Origin of the sequence: Dankookia rubra (assembly GCF_004355005.1) — a bacterium.
Classification (GTDB): domain Bacteria; phylum Pseudomonadota; class Alphaproteobacteria; order Acetobacterales; family Acetobacteraceae; genus Paracraurococcus; species Paracraurococcus ruber_A.
The window spans coordinates 85718-104442 of sequence record NZ_SMSJ01000002.1; the positions used below are offsets into that span (position 1 = coordinate 85718).

17 protein-coding genes are annotated in these 18725 nt (G+C 70.8%); 12 read left to right on the forward strand and 5 right to left on the reverse strand.

What is annotated here, in order from left to right; translation table 11 throughout:
• Positions 1-24: 24 nt before the first annotated feature.
• Entirely contained in the window at positions 25-1125 is a 1101-nt protein-coding gene (locus E2C06_RS02150) for a serine hydrolase domain-containing protein (RefSeq protein ID WP_133286939.1), read from the reverse strand.
• Between the two features lie 223 nt (positions 1126-1348).
• Here E2C06_RS02150 and E2C06_RS39135 point away from each other — a divergent pair, with 223 nt between their 5' ends.
• Positions 1349-4348, forward strand: coding sequence for a methyltransferase domain-containing protein (locus tag E2C06_RS39135; RefSeq protein WP_241671079.1), 3000 nt, complete (start codon positions 1349-1351; stop codon positions 4346-4348).
• A gap of 78 nt (positions 4349-4426) precedes the next feature.
• On the opposite strand, the gene minE is transcribed toward E2C06_RS39135, so the two are convergent.
• From minE to minC, 3 genes are all read right to left on the reverse strand, one after another.
• Positions 4427-4720: a cell division topological specificity factor MinE gene (gene minE, locus E2C06_RS02160; protein ID WP_133286940.1), complete on the reverse strand. Its 294-nt coding sequence runs from the start codon at positions 4718-4720 to the stop codon at positions 4427-4429.
• 1 nt (position 4721) lies between these two features.
• Positions 4722-5543 (reverse strand): septum site-determining protein MinD, encoded by an 822-nt coding sequence (minD, locus tag E2C06_RS02165; RefSeq protein ID WP_133287119.1) that lies wholly within the window; start codon positions 5541-5543, stop codon positions 4722-4724.
• 67 nt (positions 5544-5610) lie between these two features.
• Complete coding sequence (gene minC, locus E2C06_RS02170; protein ID WP_241671080.1) at positions 5611-6405, reverse strand: septum site-determining protein MinC; 795 nt, start codon at positions 6403-6405, stop codon at positions 5611-5613.
• A gap of 200 nt (positions 6406-6605) precedes the next feature.
• On the opposite strand from minC, the gene E2C06_RS02175 reads away from it, so the two are divergent.
• The 11 genes from E2C06_RS02175 (at position 6606) to hpxZ (ending at position 17027) form a co-directional block, all read left to right on the forward strand.
• Positions 6606-7508 (forward strand): ABC transporter substrate-binding protein, encoded by a 903-nt coding sequence (locus E2C06_RS02175; RefSeq protein ID WP_133286941.1) that lies wholly within the window; start codon positions 6606-6608, stop codon positions 7506-7508.
• A complete protein-coding gene (locus E2C06_RS02180; protein WP_133286942.1) occupies positions 7505-7954 on the forward strand; it encodes an acyl-CoA thioesterase in 450 nt (149 codons plus the stop codon). Before E2C06_RS02175 ends, E2C06_RS02180 begins: the two co-directional genes overlap by 4 nt.
• Before the next feature lie 19 nt (positions 7955-7973).
• A complete protein-coding gene (locus E2C06_RS02185; RefSeq protein WP_206664401.1) occupies positions 7974-9791 on the forward strand; it encodes a heavy metal translocating P-type ATPase in 1818 nt (605 codons plus the stop codon).
• Between the two features lie 62 nt (positions 9792-9853).
• Entirely contained in the window at positions 9854-10816 is a 963-nt protein-coding gene (locus E2C06_RS02190; RefSeq protein ID WP_133286943.1) for a D-2-hydroxyacid dehydrogenase family protein, read from the forward strand.
• Between the two features lie 121 nt (positions 10817-10937).
• Positions 10938-11897 (forward strand): ABC transporter substrate-binding protein, encoded by a 960-nt coding sequence (locus tag E2C06_RS02195; RefSeq protein ID WP_133286944.1) that lies wholly within the window; start codon positions 10938-10940, stop codon positions 11895-11897.
• Positions 11894-12694: an ABC transporter permease gene (locus E2C06_RS02200; RefSeq protein ID WP_133286945.1), complete on the forward strand. Its 801-nt coding sequence runs from the start codon at positions 11894-11896 to the stop codon at positions 12692-12694. Before E2C06_RS02195 ends, E2C06_RS02200 begins: the two co-directional genes overlap by 4 nt.
• A complete protein-coding gene (locus tag E2C06_RS02205) occupies positions 12687-13502 on the forward strand; it encodes an ABC transporter ATP-binding protein (RefSeq protein WP_133286946.1) in 816 nt (271 codons plus the stop codon). Before E2C06_RS02200 ends, E2C06_RS02205 begins: the two co-directional genes overlap by 8 nt.
• A gap of 30 nt (positions 13503-13532) precedes the next feature.
• Positions 13533-14009 carry a GNAT family N-acetyltransferase gene (locus E2C06_RS02210; RefSeq protein WP_133286947.1) on the forward strand — a complete coding sequence of 159 codons (477 nt, stop codon included), beginning with the start codon at positions 13533-13535 and terminating at the stop codon, positions 14007-14009.
• Positions 14006-14851 carry an alpha/beta hydrolase gene (locus E2C06_RS02215; RefSeq protein WP_133286948.1) on the forward strand — a complete coding sequence of 282 codons (846 nt, stop codon included), beginning with the start codon at positions 14006-14008 and terminating at the stop codon, positions 14849-14851. Before E2C06_RS02210 ends, E2C06_RS02215 begins: the two co-directional genes overlap by 4 nt.
• Positions 14848-16641, forward strand: coding sequence for an allophanate hydrolase (gene atzF, locus E2C06_RS02220; RefSeq protein ID WP_241671081.1), 1794 nt, complete (start codon positions 14848-14850; stop codon positions 16639-16641). Before E2C06_RS02215 ends, atzF begins: the two co-directional genes overlap by 4 nt.
• Positions 16641-17027 (forward strand): oxalurate catabolism protein HpxZ, encoded by a 387-nt coding sequence (gene hpxZ / locus E2C06_RS02225; protein ID WP_133286949.1) that lies wholly within the window; start codon positions 16641-16643, stop codon positions 17025-17027. The genes atzF and hpxZ overlap by 1 nt, the downstream gene beginning before the upstream one ends.
• 134 nt (positions 17028-17161) lie before the next feature.
• Here the strand turns inward: hpxZ and E2C06_RS02230 are convergent, their stop codons facing one another.
• On the reverse strand, positions 17162-18364 hold the full coding sequence (locus tag E2C06_RS02230; RefSeq protein WP_133286950.1) for a Zn-dependent hydrolase: 1203 nt from the start codon (positions 18362-18364) through the stop codon (positions 17162-17164).
• Between the last annotated feature and the right edge of the window lie 361 nt (positions 18365-18725).

Genomic DNA, 18725 nt, shown 5'->3' on the forward strand with positions numbered 1-18725 from the left:
CCTTTGCTTGGGCATTGCCCCTCTTCAGCCCAGCAGGGCCGCGCCGATTGCCGCCATGAAGCCGTCCAGCTTCGTCGCATCCACCCAGCGCAGCACCGCGACGGTCTCCGCTGCCGGGTCCACCCAGGTGATGTTCCCGCCGGCGCCGCTGAAGGTATAGCTCTCGGCGCTGGCGCTCGGCCACTTCGCCCGCCCGGTGTTAAGCCACCATAGCAGGCCATAGGCCAAGTTCAGCGCGCAGGGCGCGCGGCATTGCGCCACCCAGCCCGCCGGCAGCAGCCGCCTGCCGTCCCAGACGCCGTCCTGCAGCACCAATTGGCCAATCCTCGCCTGGTCCTCGGCATGGATGAAGACGCCGCCGCCCCAATGCCCGCCGCCCGAGACGCTCTGCATCCGACGGCCGGCGACCTCGACCCAACTGGTCTCGTAGCCGTGCCATTGCCAGGCGGCGGAGGCGCCGATCGGCCGCATGATCCGCTCGGCGAAGACCTCCGGCAGCGGCCGGCCGAAGCGGCGCAGCAGCGCGAGCGAAAGACGGTTCACCCTGACGTCGTTGTACTCCCAATAGGTGCCGGGCGGATGCAGCGGCCGGGCCAAGCCCTTCTGCCCCTTGCCCTCCACCACCAAGTTGCGGCCGCGGTCGATCAGGTCGGGTTTGCCGAACAGCGTGCCCTCCCATTCCGAGGTGTTGGTGAGCAGATGCCGCCAGGTGATGCCGGAATTCTGCGGGCTGTCGAAGCCGCCATCATCAACCAGGTCACGCACCGGCGAGTCGAGGTCGGGAATCAGGCCGTCCCCCACCGCCAGCCCGGTGAGGATTGCGAGGTAGGATTTCGCCACGCTGAAGGTCATGTCGACCTGCCGCGTGTCGCCCCAGCGCGCGACCAGCCGGCCCCGCCGCAGCAGCAGCCCGTTCGGTGCCCCGCGTGGCCGAACCGGGCCGAGGATCGCGTTGTCGGGCGGTGCCTCGAAGAAGCCAGCCTCGATATGCCCGCGGATATCGCGGGGCCAGGGCGATGGGTGCGCCAGGACGAAGTCGATGGCGCTGGCAAGCGCCGCCGGATAGAGCCCGAGCGAGCCGGGCGGCGAAAGGGCGGCGAGATCGGCGAAGGATGAGTGCTGCACGGGCTGATCCTAGAGCAGCCGCCGCCCTTCTGGAACGGCATGCCGTTGCCGAGCAGCAAGGACAGGCTGTCCAAGAGGCGGAAAGCGCCGGAAGACCGGCATTCCCGCTGGAACCGGGGCGCGAAATCAGCCGCCCACATTCTGACCCTTGGATGTGCGAGCACTGCTTCCCGCAGGGACGGCCTGGCGCTATGCGGCGGGGTGCAAGCGGAGACCGACACCGATGCCCGCCGACCTCGACACTGCTCCGTACCTGCCCCCGCCGGCCGGGATCCGCGACGGCCTGGCATTCATCAAGGCCCGTCTGTTGCAGCCCGTCACCGTCCAGGGCGCGGCCATGCAGGCGATCGCGGAGACGGCGGAGCCGTTCAACGACAGCCACTGGTACTGGACCGACGACAACGCCAAGGCGCTGGAACTCCTTGCCTTGCCCGCAGTGCGGAATGCCGAGCCGGCGCTCGCGGACAGCGTCCTCGACTTCGTGCTCGTCATGTCGCCCGGCGAGGCGATCTGGCGTCGATTGGCGGCGCCGCAGATCCAGGCACGCCGACTGGATCCGAGAGATTTCCTGGTCGTCACGCCCTTCCATAGCTTCGAGGGCGACCTGTCCCGCGGCGTGCTCCGGCAATCCAGCCGCTTCAACGATGGCCGCGAGCGGGTGGCCGCGGTGCACACTGGTCATCTCCTGGAATTCCAGCTGGGCGGCCGCAAGCATTGTATCGATGTCGAGGACAGCATCACCGATTGCGGCCTCCTCCGCACCGTCGACGGCATCACCCTGTTCCACGAAAGCACCATAGAGGCCCCGGCAAGCCTGCTCAGTCGCCAGGCGCAGCCGGTGGCAACTCTGCGATACAGCTATGACATCCGTGCCGACAGCGCCGCCATCCTGCTGCGGGTGACGCTCCGGGCGTTGGCTGGCATCCAGCTTTCGCAGCTCCGCCTGACCACAGCCTGCGACGCCTTGTCGGACGTCCCGCGCACCTGCCATGTCGGAGCCGGCGGAACCTATGCGACGCCGAAGCTGCCTCCCGCCGGCGCGGCCTACCTGCATCGTGGACCGCTCCAGCAGCTTCTTCTGGCCGAAGCCGGCAATCCGGGCTTCGCCCATACTCTCCATCTCCGCCCTCGCCAGCCGGACCAGGTCGTCAGCCTCAGCGCCACCACGCGGGAGGATGGCCGGCTGCAATGGGTCGTGCTGCGCCATGCGGCATCCCGGCTGCCGGCGGGCGGCGAGTTCGCCATCGCCGAGGACAGGCTGCTGCTCGCCGGCGGCGACCTGGCACAGGCACCGACGGTCATGAGCCTGCTCGACTCGCGGGAGGCAATGGCCGGCATCGACCCAAGTGCCAGCTACGATCATGGCGCCGAACTGAACGCTGTCGCCACCTATTGGCGGCACGGCATGGCAGACCGCTACGCGACGCCGGTTCCGCCGGAGCGCCTGGCAGCGCTGCGGGCATGGCTCGACCGACATCTCGATGCCTTCTTCGCCGCCGTCACGCCGCAGGGCGATGCCGCCGGCCACCGGGTCTATGTCCGCGGCCTGGCCTTCGTCATCCTGGCGCTCGACACCATGCTGCGCGGGACCGGGGAGGCGCGGTACCGCCTCGCGCTCGGTGCCGCGCTCGACCTGCTACTGCAGTGCCAGCAGCGGGGCGCGAATGATGGCGTGTTTTTCGACAGCGGGGGGAATACCGGATACCTCGATTGCCACGCCGCCGGCATTCTGGCCCTGGCGCGGCTGGTCGAGCCGGGCTGCGATGCGCGGATCGCGCCGGCCCTGCGCCGTGCACTCGCGGCACTCCGGCTCGGCACGATCATGGTTCCAGTGGGCGGCGCGAGCCTGCCCTACGACACGATCGTGGTCCGCAGCCGTATGGCGGATGGCGGATGGACCGAGGATGGCGCCTTCTGGACGTACAAGGCGGCGCTCCTGCTGCGCGCGCTGCGCGTGGTCCTGAGCCGGCGCGCCGCGAGCCACCTCGACCTGAGCCCGGCCGAGGCGGATCGGGTGGTCACCTTTGCCCGCGCTTGCAGCGACCGGCTGGCCACCACCGCGCGCCGCCATTCCGACGGCGTGGAACACCTCACCAGCCCGCATGCCGGCGAAGGGAACTCCGAAACCCAGGCCTGGGTCCTGCTGGCGGAGGCAGAGGCGACAGCGGAGGAGGCGGACGCCGCCATTGCCGCCGTTGCCGCGATCACCGGCAGCGCTGACCCGGCACCCGCACCGGACCCGGCGCCCATGCCGGCACCGGCAAACGTGCCTGAACCCTCGCCAGAGCTCCTGCATGAGGCCAGGACACTGCGGATCAACGTCAAGATGCTCGCCGCGACCCTGGCCCAGGCCCGGCTCGCCGGGCTTACCGAAACCGCGACTCTGCCGGGCGTGCCCCGCAGGTTCGGCCTTGGCAGCCGTATCTGCTGCCAGGCAGACATCGAGCAGGACTGGCTGCGGCATTGGTGCCGCGCGCTCGGCACCTCCCCGCGCTACCACCGCAAACTCTGGGAGGACTGCTTCGTCCCGCAGGCGCTCTGGGAGGCCGGCATGCTCGAGCCTGGCCGCCGAGGGCTCGGCTTCGCGGTCGGGACGGAGGATCTGCCCGCCTTTTTCGTGGGCCGGGGAATCGAGGTGCTGGCAACGGACCTCGACGCGTCGGATGACCGGGCGGACGCCTGGCGGGACTCCGGCCAGCACGCCAACCGGGCCCAGAACCTGTACCGGCCACGCCTGGCGAAAGCAGCCGAATGCGACCGCCTGCTCGGCTTCCGCGCGGTGGATATGACCGCGATCCCCGAGGATCTCCTGCAAGGCCGGTTCGACTTCGTATGGTCGATCTGCGCGCTGGAGCATCTCGGATCGCTCGAGGCAGGCGAGGACTTCATCCGCTCCGCGATGCGGTGCCTGCGCCCGGGCGGCACCGCGGTGCACACCACCGAATACAACATGGATCAGGACCGCCCGACGCTCGCCACCGGGCCAACAGTGCTCTACCAGCGCCGCCATCTCGACCGGCTGGCACGGGCACTCGCGGCAGATGGGCACGCCATGCGGCCACTGCAGGACCCACCCGGCGGGCAGCACCTCTTCGACCAGCTCGTCGATGTGCCGCCCTACCCGCACGAGGGCGGTCCGCAGGATGCGCCGCATCTGCGCCTGACGCTGGGAGGCTACACCACGACTTCGGTCGGCCTCATCATCCAGGCCGGCGCCGCCTGACGGCTGCGGCTTTCAGGCGCATCCCGCAGGCCGCGGCCACCTGCGGCGCCCGGGCGGTGCAGGCCTGCGATCTCCGCCTCAGGCCCTGGCCGCCGCCCCCGCGGAAGCCGGCCGCGCGCCCGGCAGCTCGATCTCGATCGCCAGGGTCGAGATGTCGCCGCCGCGGTCGAGCGCGACATTCACCTTGCCCGGGTCGATCGCCACGTACCGGGCGACCACTGCCACCAGATCCTGCTGCAGCCGCGGCAGGAAGTCCTCCCGCGTCCGGCCGATGCGCTCATGCGCCAGGACGATCTGCAGCCGCTCCTTCGCCGCGGTGGCGCTGGGCGGCTCGGGCTTGCGGTTCGCCCGGAAGTAGTCGAGCCAGCTCATCTCAGGCAGCCCTCCCCCCGAACAGTCGACGCAGCAAGCTCGGCTTCTTGTCCGGTTCCAGGAAGCGGTGCGGCAATTCCTGGCCGAGGAAGCGAGCCACCGCGTCCTTGTAGGCCTGGCCGGCAATGCTCTCGGTGTCCATGATCACCGGCGTGCCGGTGTTCGACGCCTTGAGGACGCTTTCGTTCTCCGGGATCACACCGAGCAGCGGGATGGCCAAAATCTCCCGCACGTCCTCGAGCTTCAGCATCTCGCCGCGCTCGACCCGGTTGGGGTCGTAGCGGGTGACGAGGAGATGCTCCTTCACCTTCTCCCGCTTCTCTTCCGCCCGCTTCGACTTCGACTGCAGCACGCCGAGGATGCGGTCGCTGTCGCGCACCGACGAGACTTCCGGGTTGGTCACGACGATCGCCTGGTCGGCGAAGTAGAGCGCCAGCAGCGCGCCCTTCTCGATGCCCGCCGGGCTGTCGCAGAGGATGTAGTCGAAATCCTGGCTCAGCTCCTCGATGACCCCGGCGACGCCCTCCTTGGTCAATGCGTCCTTGTCGCGGGTCTGCGAGGCCGGAAGGATCGCCAGGCCTTCGACCCGCTTGTCACGGATCAGCGCTTGGTTCAGCCGCGCCTCGCCCTGGATGACGTTGACGATGTCGAAGACCACGCGGCGCTCGACCCCCATGATGAGGTCGAGGTTGCGCAGGCCCACATCGAAGTCGATCACCACGGTCTTCTTGCCCGCCTGGGCCAACCCGGTCGCGATGGCGGCGCTCGTGGTGGTCTTGCCCACGCCCCCCTTGCCCGACGTCACGACGATCACCTGCGCCATCGACGCATCCCCCTGTTGCATCCTGTCACCCGCCGCGGCCACCATTTTGGCGCCCCTCCGCCGGCGTTTACCCAAGCGGCGCAAACCGCATCTCCTCGCCGTCCAGCCGGACCTGCGCCGGCCGGCCGATTGGTGCTTCCCCCAGCCCCTCGCGCACCGCGTAGAAGCCAGCGATAGCGATCAGCTCGGGGTCGAAATTCAGCGCGAAAATCCGCGCCTCCGCATCGTTCTGCGCGCCGGCGATCGCCCGGCCGCGCAGCGCGCCATAGACGTGGATATTGCCGTCGGCGATGACCTCGCCGCCGGGGTTGACCGTGGCGGTGACGATGAGATCGGCACCCTCAGCATAGATCCTCTGGCCGGAGCGCACCGGCTCGGTCACCACCATGGCGGCGCGGCCGCTGCCCTGGAAGGCCGGGGCCGCCGGCGCTTCGGCCGGGGCGGCGGTTGGTGCGGGGGGTGTTGCGGCGGTGGGTGGCGCGGCCTCCGCGGGCGGGATGGCGGTCGACGCAGGCGCCTCGGCCTCCGGGTCGCGGCCGCCGACGGCGCGCAGCGGCGGCAGCCCGGCCGCGGTCGCCGCCTGGCGCATCTGCGGGCTGCCGCCGGTGGTGCCGATCGGCACGATCTCGAGCGCGTGGAGCCCTTCGATCAGGCCGCGGAAATCCACCTCCTCCGGCGCCACGGCTAGGTCGGCCAAGCCGATGACGATGGGCGCGAAGCGCAGGAAGCCGGGCGCCCGGCGGAACTGGTCGCCCAGCGCCGGCAGCACCGCCTCCGGCCGCGGGTCGAGCAGGCGCAACACCAGCAGGTTGAAGTTGCCGGCGCGTAGCCTAAAGGATTCCGGAAGGGATTGGCTGCTCAAGGCACTCTCGGCTCGGCCACGCGGGCGGGGGACGTTTGCTGACCTGCGCGGGCGCGCCGGCCTTCTTGCGTGCATAGCAGCGCGGGTGCGGGCGGCGAAGCCCGAATGCATATGGTTCCCCAATCCGGAGGCCAGGGGCGCCCAAGACTCGCCGGAACGGCATTGAGGGCGATAATGGGTGGCCTGACTCGGGAGCCGCCATGCACCAGATGACCCTGCTGGAGCCCTTCCGGGCCCTCTTCTATGCCCCCTTCTACCTGGCCGAGTCGCTCGGCGCCTTCGCCCGGCAGGGCGTGGCGGTCGAGGTGGTGACCGCCGGGACCACCGACGCCGCCTGCGCGAAGCTGCTGGCCGGCGAGGCGGACCTCGCCTGGTCCGGGCCGATGCGGCCGATGCTGCTTCGGGCGCAGGACCCCGCCTGCACCCTGCGCAGCTTCTGCGCCGTGGTCATGCGTGACCCCTTCCTGCTGCTGGGCGCGGCGCCGCGCCCGGGCTTCCGGATCGAGGACCTGCCGGGGCTGAGGCTCGGCCTAGTCGCCGAGGTGCCGACCCCGGTCTGGTGCCTGCGCGGCGACGTGGCGGAGCGCGGCACGGACTGGGGCGCGCTGGCGACGGTCACCGACCAGGGCATGGCGGCCAATGCCGCTGCGGTGTTCGACGGCCGCCTCGACCTGGCGCAGATGTTCGAGCCCTTCGCCTGCCAGGTCGAGGATGCCGGCGGCGCCGTCTGGCACGCCCAGGCCAGCCGCGGCCACACCGCCTATACCGCCTTCTACGCGACCGAGGCCGGCATCGCGGCGAAGCGCGAGCCGCTAAGGGCGATGGTCCGGGCGATGGCCGAGGCGCTGGACGTCATCCGTGTCGCGCCGGCCGAGGAGGTCGCCGCGCGCATCGCCCCGCGCTTCCCCGAGATCCCCGCGGCGCACCGCACCCGCGCCATTGCGCGTTACCAGGCGCTGGACCTCTGGGATGCCGGGCCGCGCTTCCCGCAGCAGGCCTTCGAGACGCTGGGCCGCGCGATGCTGGAGGCGGGCGTCATCACCCACGTCCCCGCCTTTGCGGACTGCGTCGACAACGCACTGGTCGAGGAGGCGCTGGCGTGAGCGGCAAGAGCCCGATCGGCACCCGCGCCGACTACCGCTGGTTCACCGAGATCCCGACCCGCTGGATGGACAACGACGTCTACGGCCACGTCAACAACGTCACCTACTATTCCTGGATCGACACCGCAGTGGCGCAGTTCCTGATCGCCAACCAAGTGCTCGACCTCGGCGCCAGTACCGAGGTCGGGCTGGTGGTCGAGACCCAGTGCCGCTACTTCGCGCCGATCGCCTTCCCCGACCTGGTCACCTGCGGCATCCGCTGCGGCAGGCTCGGCGGCTCCTCGATCCGCTACGAGCTCGGCATCTTCCGCAATACCGAGGACCGAGCGAGCGCGGAGGGACACTTCGTCCATGTTTATGTGGCGCGGACCGAGCAGACCCGGACCGTGCCGGTCCCGCCCCGGTTGCGCGAGGCCGCAACGCGGCTCCTGCTGCCGACGGCCTGATGCACGGGGCCTGACGCCCGTGGGCGCGCACCGGCTACGGCTCGCCCTGCTCGGCTGGGCGGCGGCCGGGCTGCTGCTGGGCCTCGCGCTGCTCCGGCTCTCGCCCGACCTGGCCGGCAATGTCTTCGCCCTGGCAACCTTGCCGGTGCTGGCGGTCCTGCTGCGCGACATCGTGCAGGGCCTGCTGCGCGGCGAGGCCGGGCTGGATCTGCTGGCGGCGCTGTCGATGGCAGGTGCGCTCGCGCTGGGCGAGGAGCTCGCCGCTGCGGTCGTCGCCCTGATGTTCGCCGGCGGCAGCTTCCTCGAGGACCATGCAAGGAACCGGGCCCGCCGGGAAATGGCCGCCCTGCTGGCCCGCCAGCCGCGCCGCGCCACACGGCACGGTCCGGCAGGGCTTCAGAATGTGCCGCTCGCGGCGCTCCGGCCCGGCGACCGCGTGCTGGTCCGCCAGGGCGAAGTGGTGCCGGTCGATGGGCGCAGCCTCGGGCCCGCCGTGCTGGACACCGCGGCGCTGACCGGGGAGGCGATCCCGATCGCCCTGGCCGCCGGCGAGGCGATCCAGTCCGGTGCCACCAATGCCGGCGAGGCTTTCGAGCTGGAGGCCGAGCGGTCGGCCGGCGACAGCACCCTGGCCGGCATCATCAGGCTGGTCGAGCAGGCCCAGGCCAGCCGGGCGCCGATGGCCCGGCTGGCCGACCGCTGGGCGCTGGGTTTCCTCGCCGCGACGCTGCTGATCGCCGGCACGGCCTGGCTGGCTGCCGCCGATCCGCGCCGGGCGCTGGCGGTGCTGGTGGTGGCGACCCCCTGCCCGCTGATCCTGGCGGTGCCGGTGGCGCTCATCGCCGGCCTGTCGCGCGCCGCCGGCGCCGGGGTGCTGGTGAAAAGCGGCGCGGCGCTGGAGATGCTGGCCCGGGTCCGTGTCCTGCTGCTGGACAAGACGGGGACCCTGACCGAAGGCCGGGTCCGGCTGCTGGAAACGCGGCCGGAGGGCAGCATGACGCCCGGGGAGGTGTTGCGCCTCGCCGCCTCTCTCGACCAGGCCAGCGCCCATCCGGTCGCCGCCGGCCTGGTGGATGCGGCGCGGGCGGCCGGCCTGCCCCTGAGCATGCCCGAGGAGGTGCGGGAGGAAGCCGGATCCGGCATCGCCGGGCGGATCGAAGGCCGGGCGGTGGCGCTGGGCGGCGCCGGCTTCGTTGCGGCGCATGGCTGGGCGGATGCGGGCGCTGCGGAGGACGGCCAGGCGCCCGGGGCGCTCCGGGTCTGCGTCGCGGTGGATGGCGCCCCGGCCGGCCTGCTGGTGCTGGCCGACCCGTTGCGCGAGGACGCCGCGGCGATGCTGGCGGCGGCACGGGCCGCCGGCATCCGGCGGATCGTGCTGCTCTCGGGCGACCGCGCCTCGGTCGCCGAGGCGGTCGGGGCGCGGCTCGGCGTCGATGCGGTGCTGGCGGAGCGCAGCCCGGCCGAGAAGGTCGCCGCCGTGCTGCGGGAGAAGCCGCAGGGACCGGTGCTGATGCTGGGCGACGGCGTCAACGACGCGCCGGCGCTCGCCGCGGCCGATATCGGCGTCGCCATGGGCGCGCGCGGGACTGCGGCCAGCGCAGAGGCGGCGGATGCTGTGGTGCTGGTCGACCGGATCGACCGGCTGGCCGAGGCGATGCGGATCGCCCGCCGGGCCCGGGGCATCGCGCTGCAGAGCGTCGCCGCCGGGATCGGTCTCTCCGTGCTGGGCATGATGGCGGCCGCGGCGGGCTGGCTGACCCCGCTGCAGGGCGCAGTCCTGCAGGAGGCGATTGACGTGGCGGTGATCCTCAACGCGTTGCGGGCGCTGCGGGGATAGCGTCCCGGGTTGATGCCGGCGTCCGGCCCGGCCATGACGGAATATCCGTGGGAGAGAAACCGATGCCCGAGATCAAGCGCCTGGCCATCCTCGACGACTACCAGGGGGTTACCCTGGCGCTCGGCCCCTGGGACCGGCTGCCCGACTCGATCCAGATCGAGCAGTACCGCGACACCGTCACCGGCCAGGCGTTGCTGGACCGGCTGCAGCCTTGCGACGCCATCCTGGCGATGCGGGAGCGCACCCCCTTCCCGCGTGCCTTGATCGAACAGCTGCCAAACCTCAAGCTCCTCATCACCACCGGCGGCCGCAACCGCGGCATGGACCTCGAGGCCTGCGCCGAGCGCGGCGTCACGGTCTGCGGCACGCCTTCCTTCGCGCATCCGACCGTGGACCTGACCTGGGGCCTGATCCTCTCCCTCATGCGCCGGATTCCGGAGCAGGAAGCGGCGCTGCGCGAGGGCCGCTGGCAGGTGAAGCTGGGCAATACGCTGGAGGGCAAGACGCTCGGCTGCGTCGGGCTCGGCAACCTCGGCAGCCGGGTGGCCAAGGTCGGCGCGGCCTTCGGGATGAAGGTCATTGCCTGGAGCCAGAACCTGACGCCGGAGAAGGCCGAGGCCGCCGGCGCCACCGCGGTCACCAAGGAGGAATTGCTGGCCCAAGCCGACGTGGTGACGCTGCACCTGATCCTGTCGGACCGCTCGCGCGGCATCATCGGGGCGGCCGACTTCGCGCGGATGAAATCCTCGGCGGTGATCGTCAATACCAGCCGCGGGCCGCTGATCGACCAGCCCGCACTGATTGCAGCCTTGGCCGAGAAGCGGATTGCCGGCGCCGGGATCGATGTCTTCGACACCGAGCCGCTGCCGCCCGGCCACCCTATCCTCACCGCGCCGAATACCGTCCTGACCCCGCATCTGGGCTATGTGACCGAGGAGAATTACCGCGCCTATTTCGCCGGGGCCGTGGAGGCGGTGGAGGGCTATCTTGCCGGCAAACCGGTGAGGGAATTGCGCGCGGGCTGAGCAGAGCTGCACAAGGCCTGGGCGGCAGGGCCGCCACCCCGGACCTGCCCGGCGCCCATTCCGCGGCACGGCCGTTGCATTCCGCGGCGGGACTACGAACCCGCCCGGGAGGCCCACGCCAATGACCCTCACCCGCCGCAGCATGCTGGCCGCGACGCTCGCCTCCGGCGCCGCCGGCCTCGCCGCACCCGCGGTGCGCGCCCAGGGCGTCACCGTGAAGGTCGGCGCGCTGCGCCTGATCCATTCCATCGCGCCCTACATGTATGAGCGCTTCCAGCCCGCGGGAATGAAGATCGAGATCGTGGTCTTCGAGAGCCCGACCGAGTCGAAGAATGCCGTCGTCACGAAGTCGGTCGATTTCGGCGCCTTCGGCATCGCCGCCGGCATCCTCGGCGCCGCGGCGCGCGAGCCGGTGGTGGTGGTCGGCTCCTGCTGCGACCGCGGCATGGCGGTGGTGGCGCGCAAGGATGGCGGCATCGACAAGCTGGCCGACCTCCGCGGCAAGAAGGTCGGCATCTGGCCCGGCTCGACGCAGGAAGTCTTCATCCTCGAGCGGCTGCGGATGGAGGGCATGACCATCCGCGACATCCAGCCGATCCGCGTCTCCTTCAGCGAGATGCCGATCGCCCTCGCCCGCGGCGATGTCGACGCCTATGTCGGCGCCGAGCCGGGGCCGGGCGTCTCGGTTGCCTCCGGCATCGGCAAGATCGTCGAATATCCCTATTCCACGCCGATGGGCTCGCTGAACATGATCTTCGCCACGCATGCGGAGACCGTGGCGCAGAAGCCCGATCTGGTGCGGCAGATGCTGCGCGTGCACCGCAAGGCGAGCGAGTTCGGCATGGCCAACCGCGAGTTGACAATCGAGACCGCGGTCGCCCGGCTCGGCATGAAGCGCGAGGCGCTCGAGGTCAGCCTTCCCAATGTCGAGCTGAACTGGCAGATGACGCCGGGGATGGTGCAACGGTCGAAGACCTACGCCGACCACATGTTGAGCCTGAAGCAGATCCGCGCGATGCCGGATTTCGGTACCTTCTTCGCCACGCAGTTCTCCGACGAGCTGGCGAAGACGGCGGCATGAGCACGCTGGCCGGGCGGGGCATCTCGCCCCGCCAGGCGATGCTGGCGGTCGCCGCCCCGGTGCTCGGCCTGGTCGCCTGGCACCTCTCGACCAGTGGGCGCGCCTTCAGCCTTATCCCACCGCCCTGGGATGTCGCGGTGCAGTGGTGGGACCTCGCCTTCGGCGGGGTCTGGGACGACCTTTATTCGGCGACGCTGCTGGACCATACGCTCGCCAGCCTCGGCCGGGTCTATGGCGGATTCGCCCTGGCGGCGCTGGTCGCGCTGCCGCTCGGGATGCTGATCGGCCGCATCGCCGTGGTGCGCGACCTGCTCGACCCCTCGCTGCAGATCCTGCGGCCCATCCCGGTGACCGCCTGGCTGCCGCTGGCGATGATCGTCTTCGGCATCGGCCCCCGCTCGGCCTTCTTCCTAGTCTTCCTCGGCGCTTTCTACCCGATCCTGCTGAACACCATCTTCGGCGTCCGCAGCGTGGAGGGGCGGCTGTTCGAGGCCGCGGCGATGCTCGGCGTCAATCGCCAGGCGATCTTCTGGAAGGTGGTGCTGCCGGCATCGCTGCCCTCGATCTTCACCGGGCTGCGGCTTGGCCTCGGCTTCGCATGGGTGGTGATCGTGGTGGGCGAGATGACCGGGGTGCAGACCGGGCTCGGCGCCATCATCATGGAGGCGCGGCAGCTCTCCCGCACCGAGATCGTCATCGCCGGCATGGTCACCATCGGGTTGCTCGGCTTCGTCTCCGACCAGTTGGTGCAGATGCTGGGACGGCGCCTCCTGCGCTGGAGCCCGCAGCATGGATGACCTCTCCGCGGTCGGGACGCCGGTGCGCACCATGCTGCCGATCCTCGACGTGCGGAACGTCACCAAGCGCTTCGCCTTCGGCAATGAAAGCATTGCCGCGCTCTCCGATGCCACGCTGAGGATCGAGAAGGGCGAGTTCGCCTGCCTGATCGGCCCCTCCGGTTGCGGCAAGTCGACCCTGCTGCGCATGGTCGGTGGCTTCGAGACGCCGAGCGAGGGCGCCTTGCTGATGTGGGGCAAGCCGGTCGCCGGGCCGGGCCCCGACCGCGGCATGGTGTTCCAGGATTACGGCCTGTTTCCCTGGCTGACGGTGGCCCAGAATGTCGGCTTCGGCCCCGCCGCGCGCGGCCGCCCGAAGGCCGAGGTCGCGGCGACCGCCAAGCGCTTCGTCGACACTGTGGGGCTCACCCGCTTCGCCGATGCCTATCCGCACCAGCTCTCCGGCGGCATGAAGCAGCGCGTGGCGATCGCCCGCGTGCTGGCCAACGACGCCGAGGTTGTGCTGATGGACGAACCGTTCGGTGCGCTCGACGCCTTCACCCGCGAGCGCCTGCAAGCGGAGCTGCTGGAGATCTGGGCGCGCACGAAGCTGACGGTGATCTTCGTGACGCATGCCATCGAGGAGGCGATCATCCTTGCCGACCGCGTGGTGGTCATGTCGCCCGGCCCGGGGCGGATCGTCGCCGATGAGCGCATCGCTTTGGCCCGGCCGCGCGACCCGACCTCGCCCGAGTTCAACGCACTGCGGCGGCATCTCTCGGCGCTGCTGGGCGGGCATCACCAGTGGCGCCAGCCGCGCCGGTGGTAGCGTCCCGCCGCCGCAGCCGGGGTCCCGCCGATGCCAATCCGAATCCTCGCCGTCTCGGAACATCCCGACCTTGCGCCGCAGGTCGCCGCATGGCTGGTCGAGGCCTTCGGCCGGCCGGGCGGGCGCAGCATCGAGGAACTGACAGCGCTGATCCTAGGACCAACCAAGGGCCCCGAGGAGAGCTTCGTGCTGTTCGATGGCGACACGCCCGCCGGCACCGCCAGCCTGGCGCATGACGATCTGGACTCGCGGCCCGACCTCACCCCCTGGCTCGCCGGGGTTTACGTCCTGCCGGCCTTTCGCGGCCGCGGCCACGCCAGCATGCTGGTGCGGCACGTGGAGGGCTTCGCCCGCGCTGCCGGCATCGGCACTCTCTGGCTCTATACCTGGACCGCCGCGCCGCTCTATGCCGGGCTCGGTTGGGTGCATGCCGGGATGGAGCACGAGATCAAGCGCAACCTCCAGGTGCTGCTGATGCGCCGCGACCTGGCCGGAGACCCCGCATGATGCACTACCCGATGGCCGATTTCTGGGCCGGCTCGACGCGGGACCAGCGCGACGCGGCCTATGACAATACCCGCGCCGTCGCCGACAGTGCCGCGCTGATAGCCGCGCGCAACGCCGCTTCCGCTGGATTCCGTGCGGCGCATACCGGGCATCTCGACCTGACCTATGCGGCGGGCGAGCGAACGGAATGGGACCTGTTTCCCGCCGTGGCGCCAAATGCGCCCTGCCTTGTCTTCGTTCATGGCGGCTATTGGCAGCGCAACCGGCGGGAGGATTTCTGCATCCTCGCCGAGGGCGCCCTCGCCCGCGGCTGGTCGGTCGGCTTCCCCGGCTACACCCTGGCGCCGGATGCCTCGCTGACGCAGATCGTGGCGGAGGTCCATGCCGCCCTCTCCTGGCTGCAGGAGCATGGCCCGGCGCATGGCATTGCCGGACGCGTGGTGCTGTCGGGCTGGTCGGCCGGCGGGCACCTGGCCGCGGCCTGCGTCGGCCATCCGGCGGTCGCCGCCGGCCTGGCCATCTCCGGGGTCTTCGAGCTGGCGCCGATCCGCGACACCTACCTCAACGATAAGCTGCAACTGACGGAGGCCGAGATCCAAACGCTGTCGCCGCTGCGCCAGCCGATGGTGCGCAAGCCGATGGCGGTAGCCTACGGCAGCGGCGAGCTGCCGGAGCTGCGCCGCCAGTCACGCAAGTTCCACGCGGCGCGGGCCGAGGCGCATGTCCCGGGACCGCTGGTCCCGGTCGCCGGCGCCGACCATTTCCGCATCCTCGACGCGCTGCGCGCGCCGGATAGCGAGCTGCTGCGCGCTGCCGCCGGCTTGCTGGAGTATCCCGCGTGACGGTGCCCGAGGTCTTCACCCTACCGGCACTGGCGAACTTCTTCGCCGCCGGCGGCAGTCCCGTCGCGGTCGCCGACGCGGCACTGGCGCGGATCGCGGCCTGGGACGACCCGGCGCTCTTCCTTGCCCGCGTGCCGCCCAGCACGGTCCGGGCACGCGCCGCGACGCTGGCGGCCGAGGGGCCGCAGGGCCGCGCCCTGTTCAGCGTCCCTTTCGTGCTGAAGGACAATATCGACGCCGCCGGCGTGCCGACCACCGCGGCCTGTCCCGACTACGCCTATACCCCCGCAGAGGACGCGCCGGTCGTCGCCCGGCTGCTCGCGGCCGGCGCGGTGCTGCTGGGCAAGGTCAACCTCGACCAATTCGCCACCGGGCTCAACGGCACGCGCAGCCCCCATGGCGCGCCGCGCAATCCGGTGCTGCCGGACTGTGTCCCCGGCGGTTCCTCCTCGGGCTCCGCCACCGCGGTCGCGGCCGGCATCGCCGCCTTCTCGCTGGGGACGGACACCGCCGGCTCCGGGCGGGTCCCGGCGATGCTGAACAACATCGTCGGGCTGAAACCTAGCCTCGGCCTGGTGCCGACACAGGGCGTGGTGCCGGCCTGCCGGTCGCTCGACGTCGTGTCGGTCTTCGCGCTCACGGTGGCCGATGCCGGCGCGGTGCTGGAGGTCATGGCGGGCCCGGCCTCGGCTGACCGCTATTCGCGCGCTGCCCCCGTCGGTTGGCGCGCCGTCCCGGCGCCGCAGCCGGCCTGGCAGCTGGCGGCGCCTTTGCCCGAACAACTGGTCTTCGACAGCCCCGACGACGCCGCGCTGTACGATGCGGCCCTGGCGCGGGCGGAGGCGCTGGGCGGCACCGTCACCCGCGTCGATATCGCGCCCTTCCTGGCGATCGCCCGCCGACTCTATGACGGTGCATGGGTGGCGGAACGCACCGCAGCGCTGCGCGACCTGCTGACGACGAAGCCGGAGGCGATCCATCCGGTGACCCGCGGGATTCTTGAGGCCGGACTTGACAAGCGCACCATCGACGCCTGGGACGATTTCCACGCTGCCGCCGAAGCGCGCCGCTTGGCACGTGCGCTCTTCGCCCGGACGGATATCCTGCTGCTGCCGACCGCGCCGGGCGCGCCGACGCTCGCCGACTTGGCGGCGGAGCCCGTTGCGGCCAATAGCCGGCTCGGCACCTATACGAATTTCGTCAATATCTGCGACCTCTCGGCACTCGCCGTGCCCTCCGGCTTCCGCGCCAATGGACGGCCGGCCGGTGTGACCTTGGTCGGGCCTGCCTTCGCCGAGGCACGGCTGGCCGGGCTCGGCGCGGCGCTGCATGCGGTCGCGGGCGTGACGCTGGGCGCCACCGGCGCAGCGACGCCGCCGCCGCCTGTTCCACCGCCCCTGGCCCCCGGCGAGCTCCCGCTGCTGGCGATCGGGGCGCATATGGCCGGGCTGCCGCTGAACCCGCAGGTGCTGCGGCACGGTGGGCGGTTTCTATCGGCCGCGCGCACCGCGCCGCTCTACCGCTTCCACGACCTCGGCAACCGGCCGGGCTTAGTGAGGGTGGCGGAGGGCGGCGTCGCCATAGCCGGCGAGGTCTGGGCCTTCCCTGCCGCCAGCGTCGGGCCCTTCCTCGCGGAAATTCCGCCGCCGCTCGGCTTCGGCCGGGTGACGCTCGAGGACGGCTCGACTCCGCTCGGCTTCCTATGCGAGGCGGCGGGCGTCATCGGCATGCCGGACATCTCCGCGACCGGCGGCTGGCGCGCGCATATAAGGGGAAAGGAACGGGCTTGATGGATATCGATATCCCCGAGGTGCTGGCCGAGATGCAGGCCATGTTCGCCGAGTATGAACGGGCGCTGGTCACGAACGATGTTGTCGTGCTGCAGGAGTTGTTCCGCAAGGATGCCCGCACCCTCCGCTATGGCCCGGCCGAGAACCTGCTGGGCTGGGAGATGATCGCCGCATTCCGCGCCGGGCGCTCGCCGGTCGGGCTGGAGCGGACGCTGCAGAACACCGTCATCACAACTTATGGCCGCGATTTCGCCACGGCAAATACCGAGTTCCTGCGTGGCTCGCGGCACGGGCGGCAAAGCCAGACCTGGGTGCGCTTTCCCGAGGGCTGGCGGATCGCCGCCGCGCATGTGTCGCTGATGCCGGCGCCGGGCAACGTGCCGTAGGAAAGGCCAGGGCGGAGGTAGCCTCCCCGGCCCCTCCTCCATTCCTTTGGGTCGGGTGCCACCGCGCGGCGACATGCCACTCACGGAAAGGACGGGAGGGGTCGGAAAGGGAGTCCTTTTCCCTACCCAGTTCCCTACTCAGCCAGGAACCGCGCCGCCGCGTCGCCGAGGATGCGGCAGCACAGCGCCAGATCCTCCTCCTTCGTGTCCTCCGCCCAGTGGTGGCTGATGCCACCGATCGAGGGCGTGAACAGCATTGCCACCGGCATGGCCCGCGCCATGTATTGTGCATCGTGCCCCGCCCCGCTCGGCATCCGCTGCCAGAGGCCGGGCGCCAGGCCCTCGGCCGCCGCGTCCAGCGCCGCCATCATCGCCGGATCGCAGGGGGCAGGCAGCGACTTGCTGATGTTCAGCAGCGTCGCCGTGGTCCGTTCCCGCCGGTTGCTCTCCTGCACGCAGGCGCGCAGACACCGCTCCATCCGCTCCAGCACCGCGACGTCGATGTCGCGGAATTGGAAGAGGATATCCGCCCTGCCGGGGATGATGCTCGGCGCGCCAGGCTCGACGGCGATGCGGCCACAGGTCCAGGTGCTGCGCTCGCCGCAGACCTTTGGAAATTCCTGGTCGATCATCGCCAGCAGACGTACCGCCGCCAGGCCGGCATCGCGTCGTTCGGCCATGGTGGTGCCGCCGGCATGGTCCTGCATGCCTTCGATGGTGATGCGCCACTGCCAAATGGCGACGATGCCGGTGACCACGCCGGCGCGCAGCCCGGCCTGCTCCAGCTGCGTCCCCTGCTCGATATGCATCTCGAGGAAGCCCTTGTGGCGACCCTTCTCGAGTTGCATGCGCGGCTTGCCGGCGAGGCCCGCGGTGGCCAATGCGTCGCGCAGCGGGATGCCGTCGGTGCGGTTGCGGCTGCGATCGATCTCGTCATCCGGCAACAGACCGAGGATGGAGCGGCTGCCGAGGAAGCCGCCCTCGAAATGCCCCTCCTCATCGGCAAAGGCGACCACGTCCACCGGCAGCCCGGCCCGCGCCAGGGCTAGGCCGGCGACCACACCTAGCGCGCCGTCCAGCCAGCCGGCGTAATTCTGGGTCTCGATATGGCTGCCGGCCAGCAGATGGGGACCAGCGCCCTTGTGCCGGCCATAAACATTGCCGATGCCATCGATCGATGGGTCGAGCCCGATCTCGGCGATCCGCTCCATCAGCCAGCGGCGGCTTTCCATGTCCTCCGACGAATAGGTGGGTCGGTGGACGCCGGTCTTGTAGGCGCCGATCCGCCGTAGCTCGTTGAGGTCGCGAAGGAAGCGGTCAGCGTCGATCTGCGGCATGGTGCCTCGTCTCGGGGTAAGCCTTGATGCTGCCGCGCCGCAGCAACTCGCGCCAGGGGCCGGCTGCCCCACGACGCTTCGACGTCCGCCGCGCCGCCTTTGCAAGCCCGATCCGCGCCACGCCAGGCGGCGGGGTGGACAATGGCCGAGCCGCTTGCGGAATGACGAACCGATTTATCGGACCTGCCTGCCAATCGTGTAGCCTTCCGGAGCGGTCTGTTCGCGCCGACCGGCTGTCTCGGCCGACGTCGGCGCGGCGAATGACGCGACATCGAGGCGGAAGCCCTTCGACTACATTACCTGGTAAGCGACGAGTGCCTCGTCACAGGAGCCGTTCATGGCGGATTGGTGCCGACTCGAC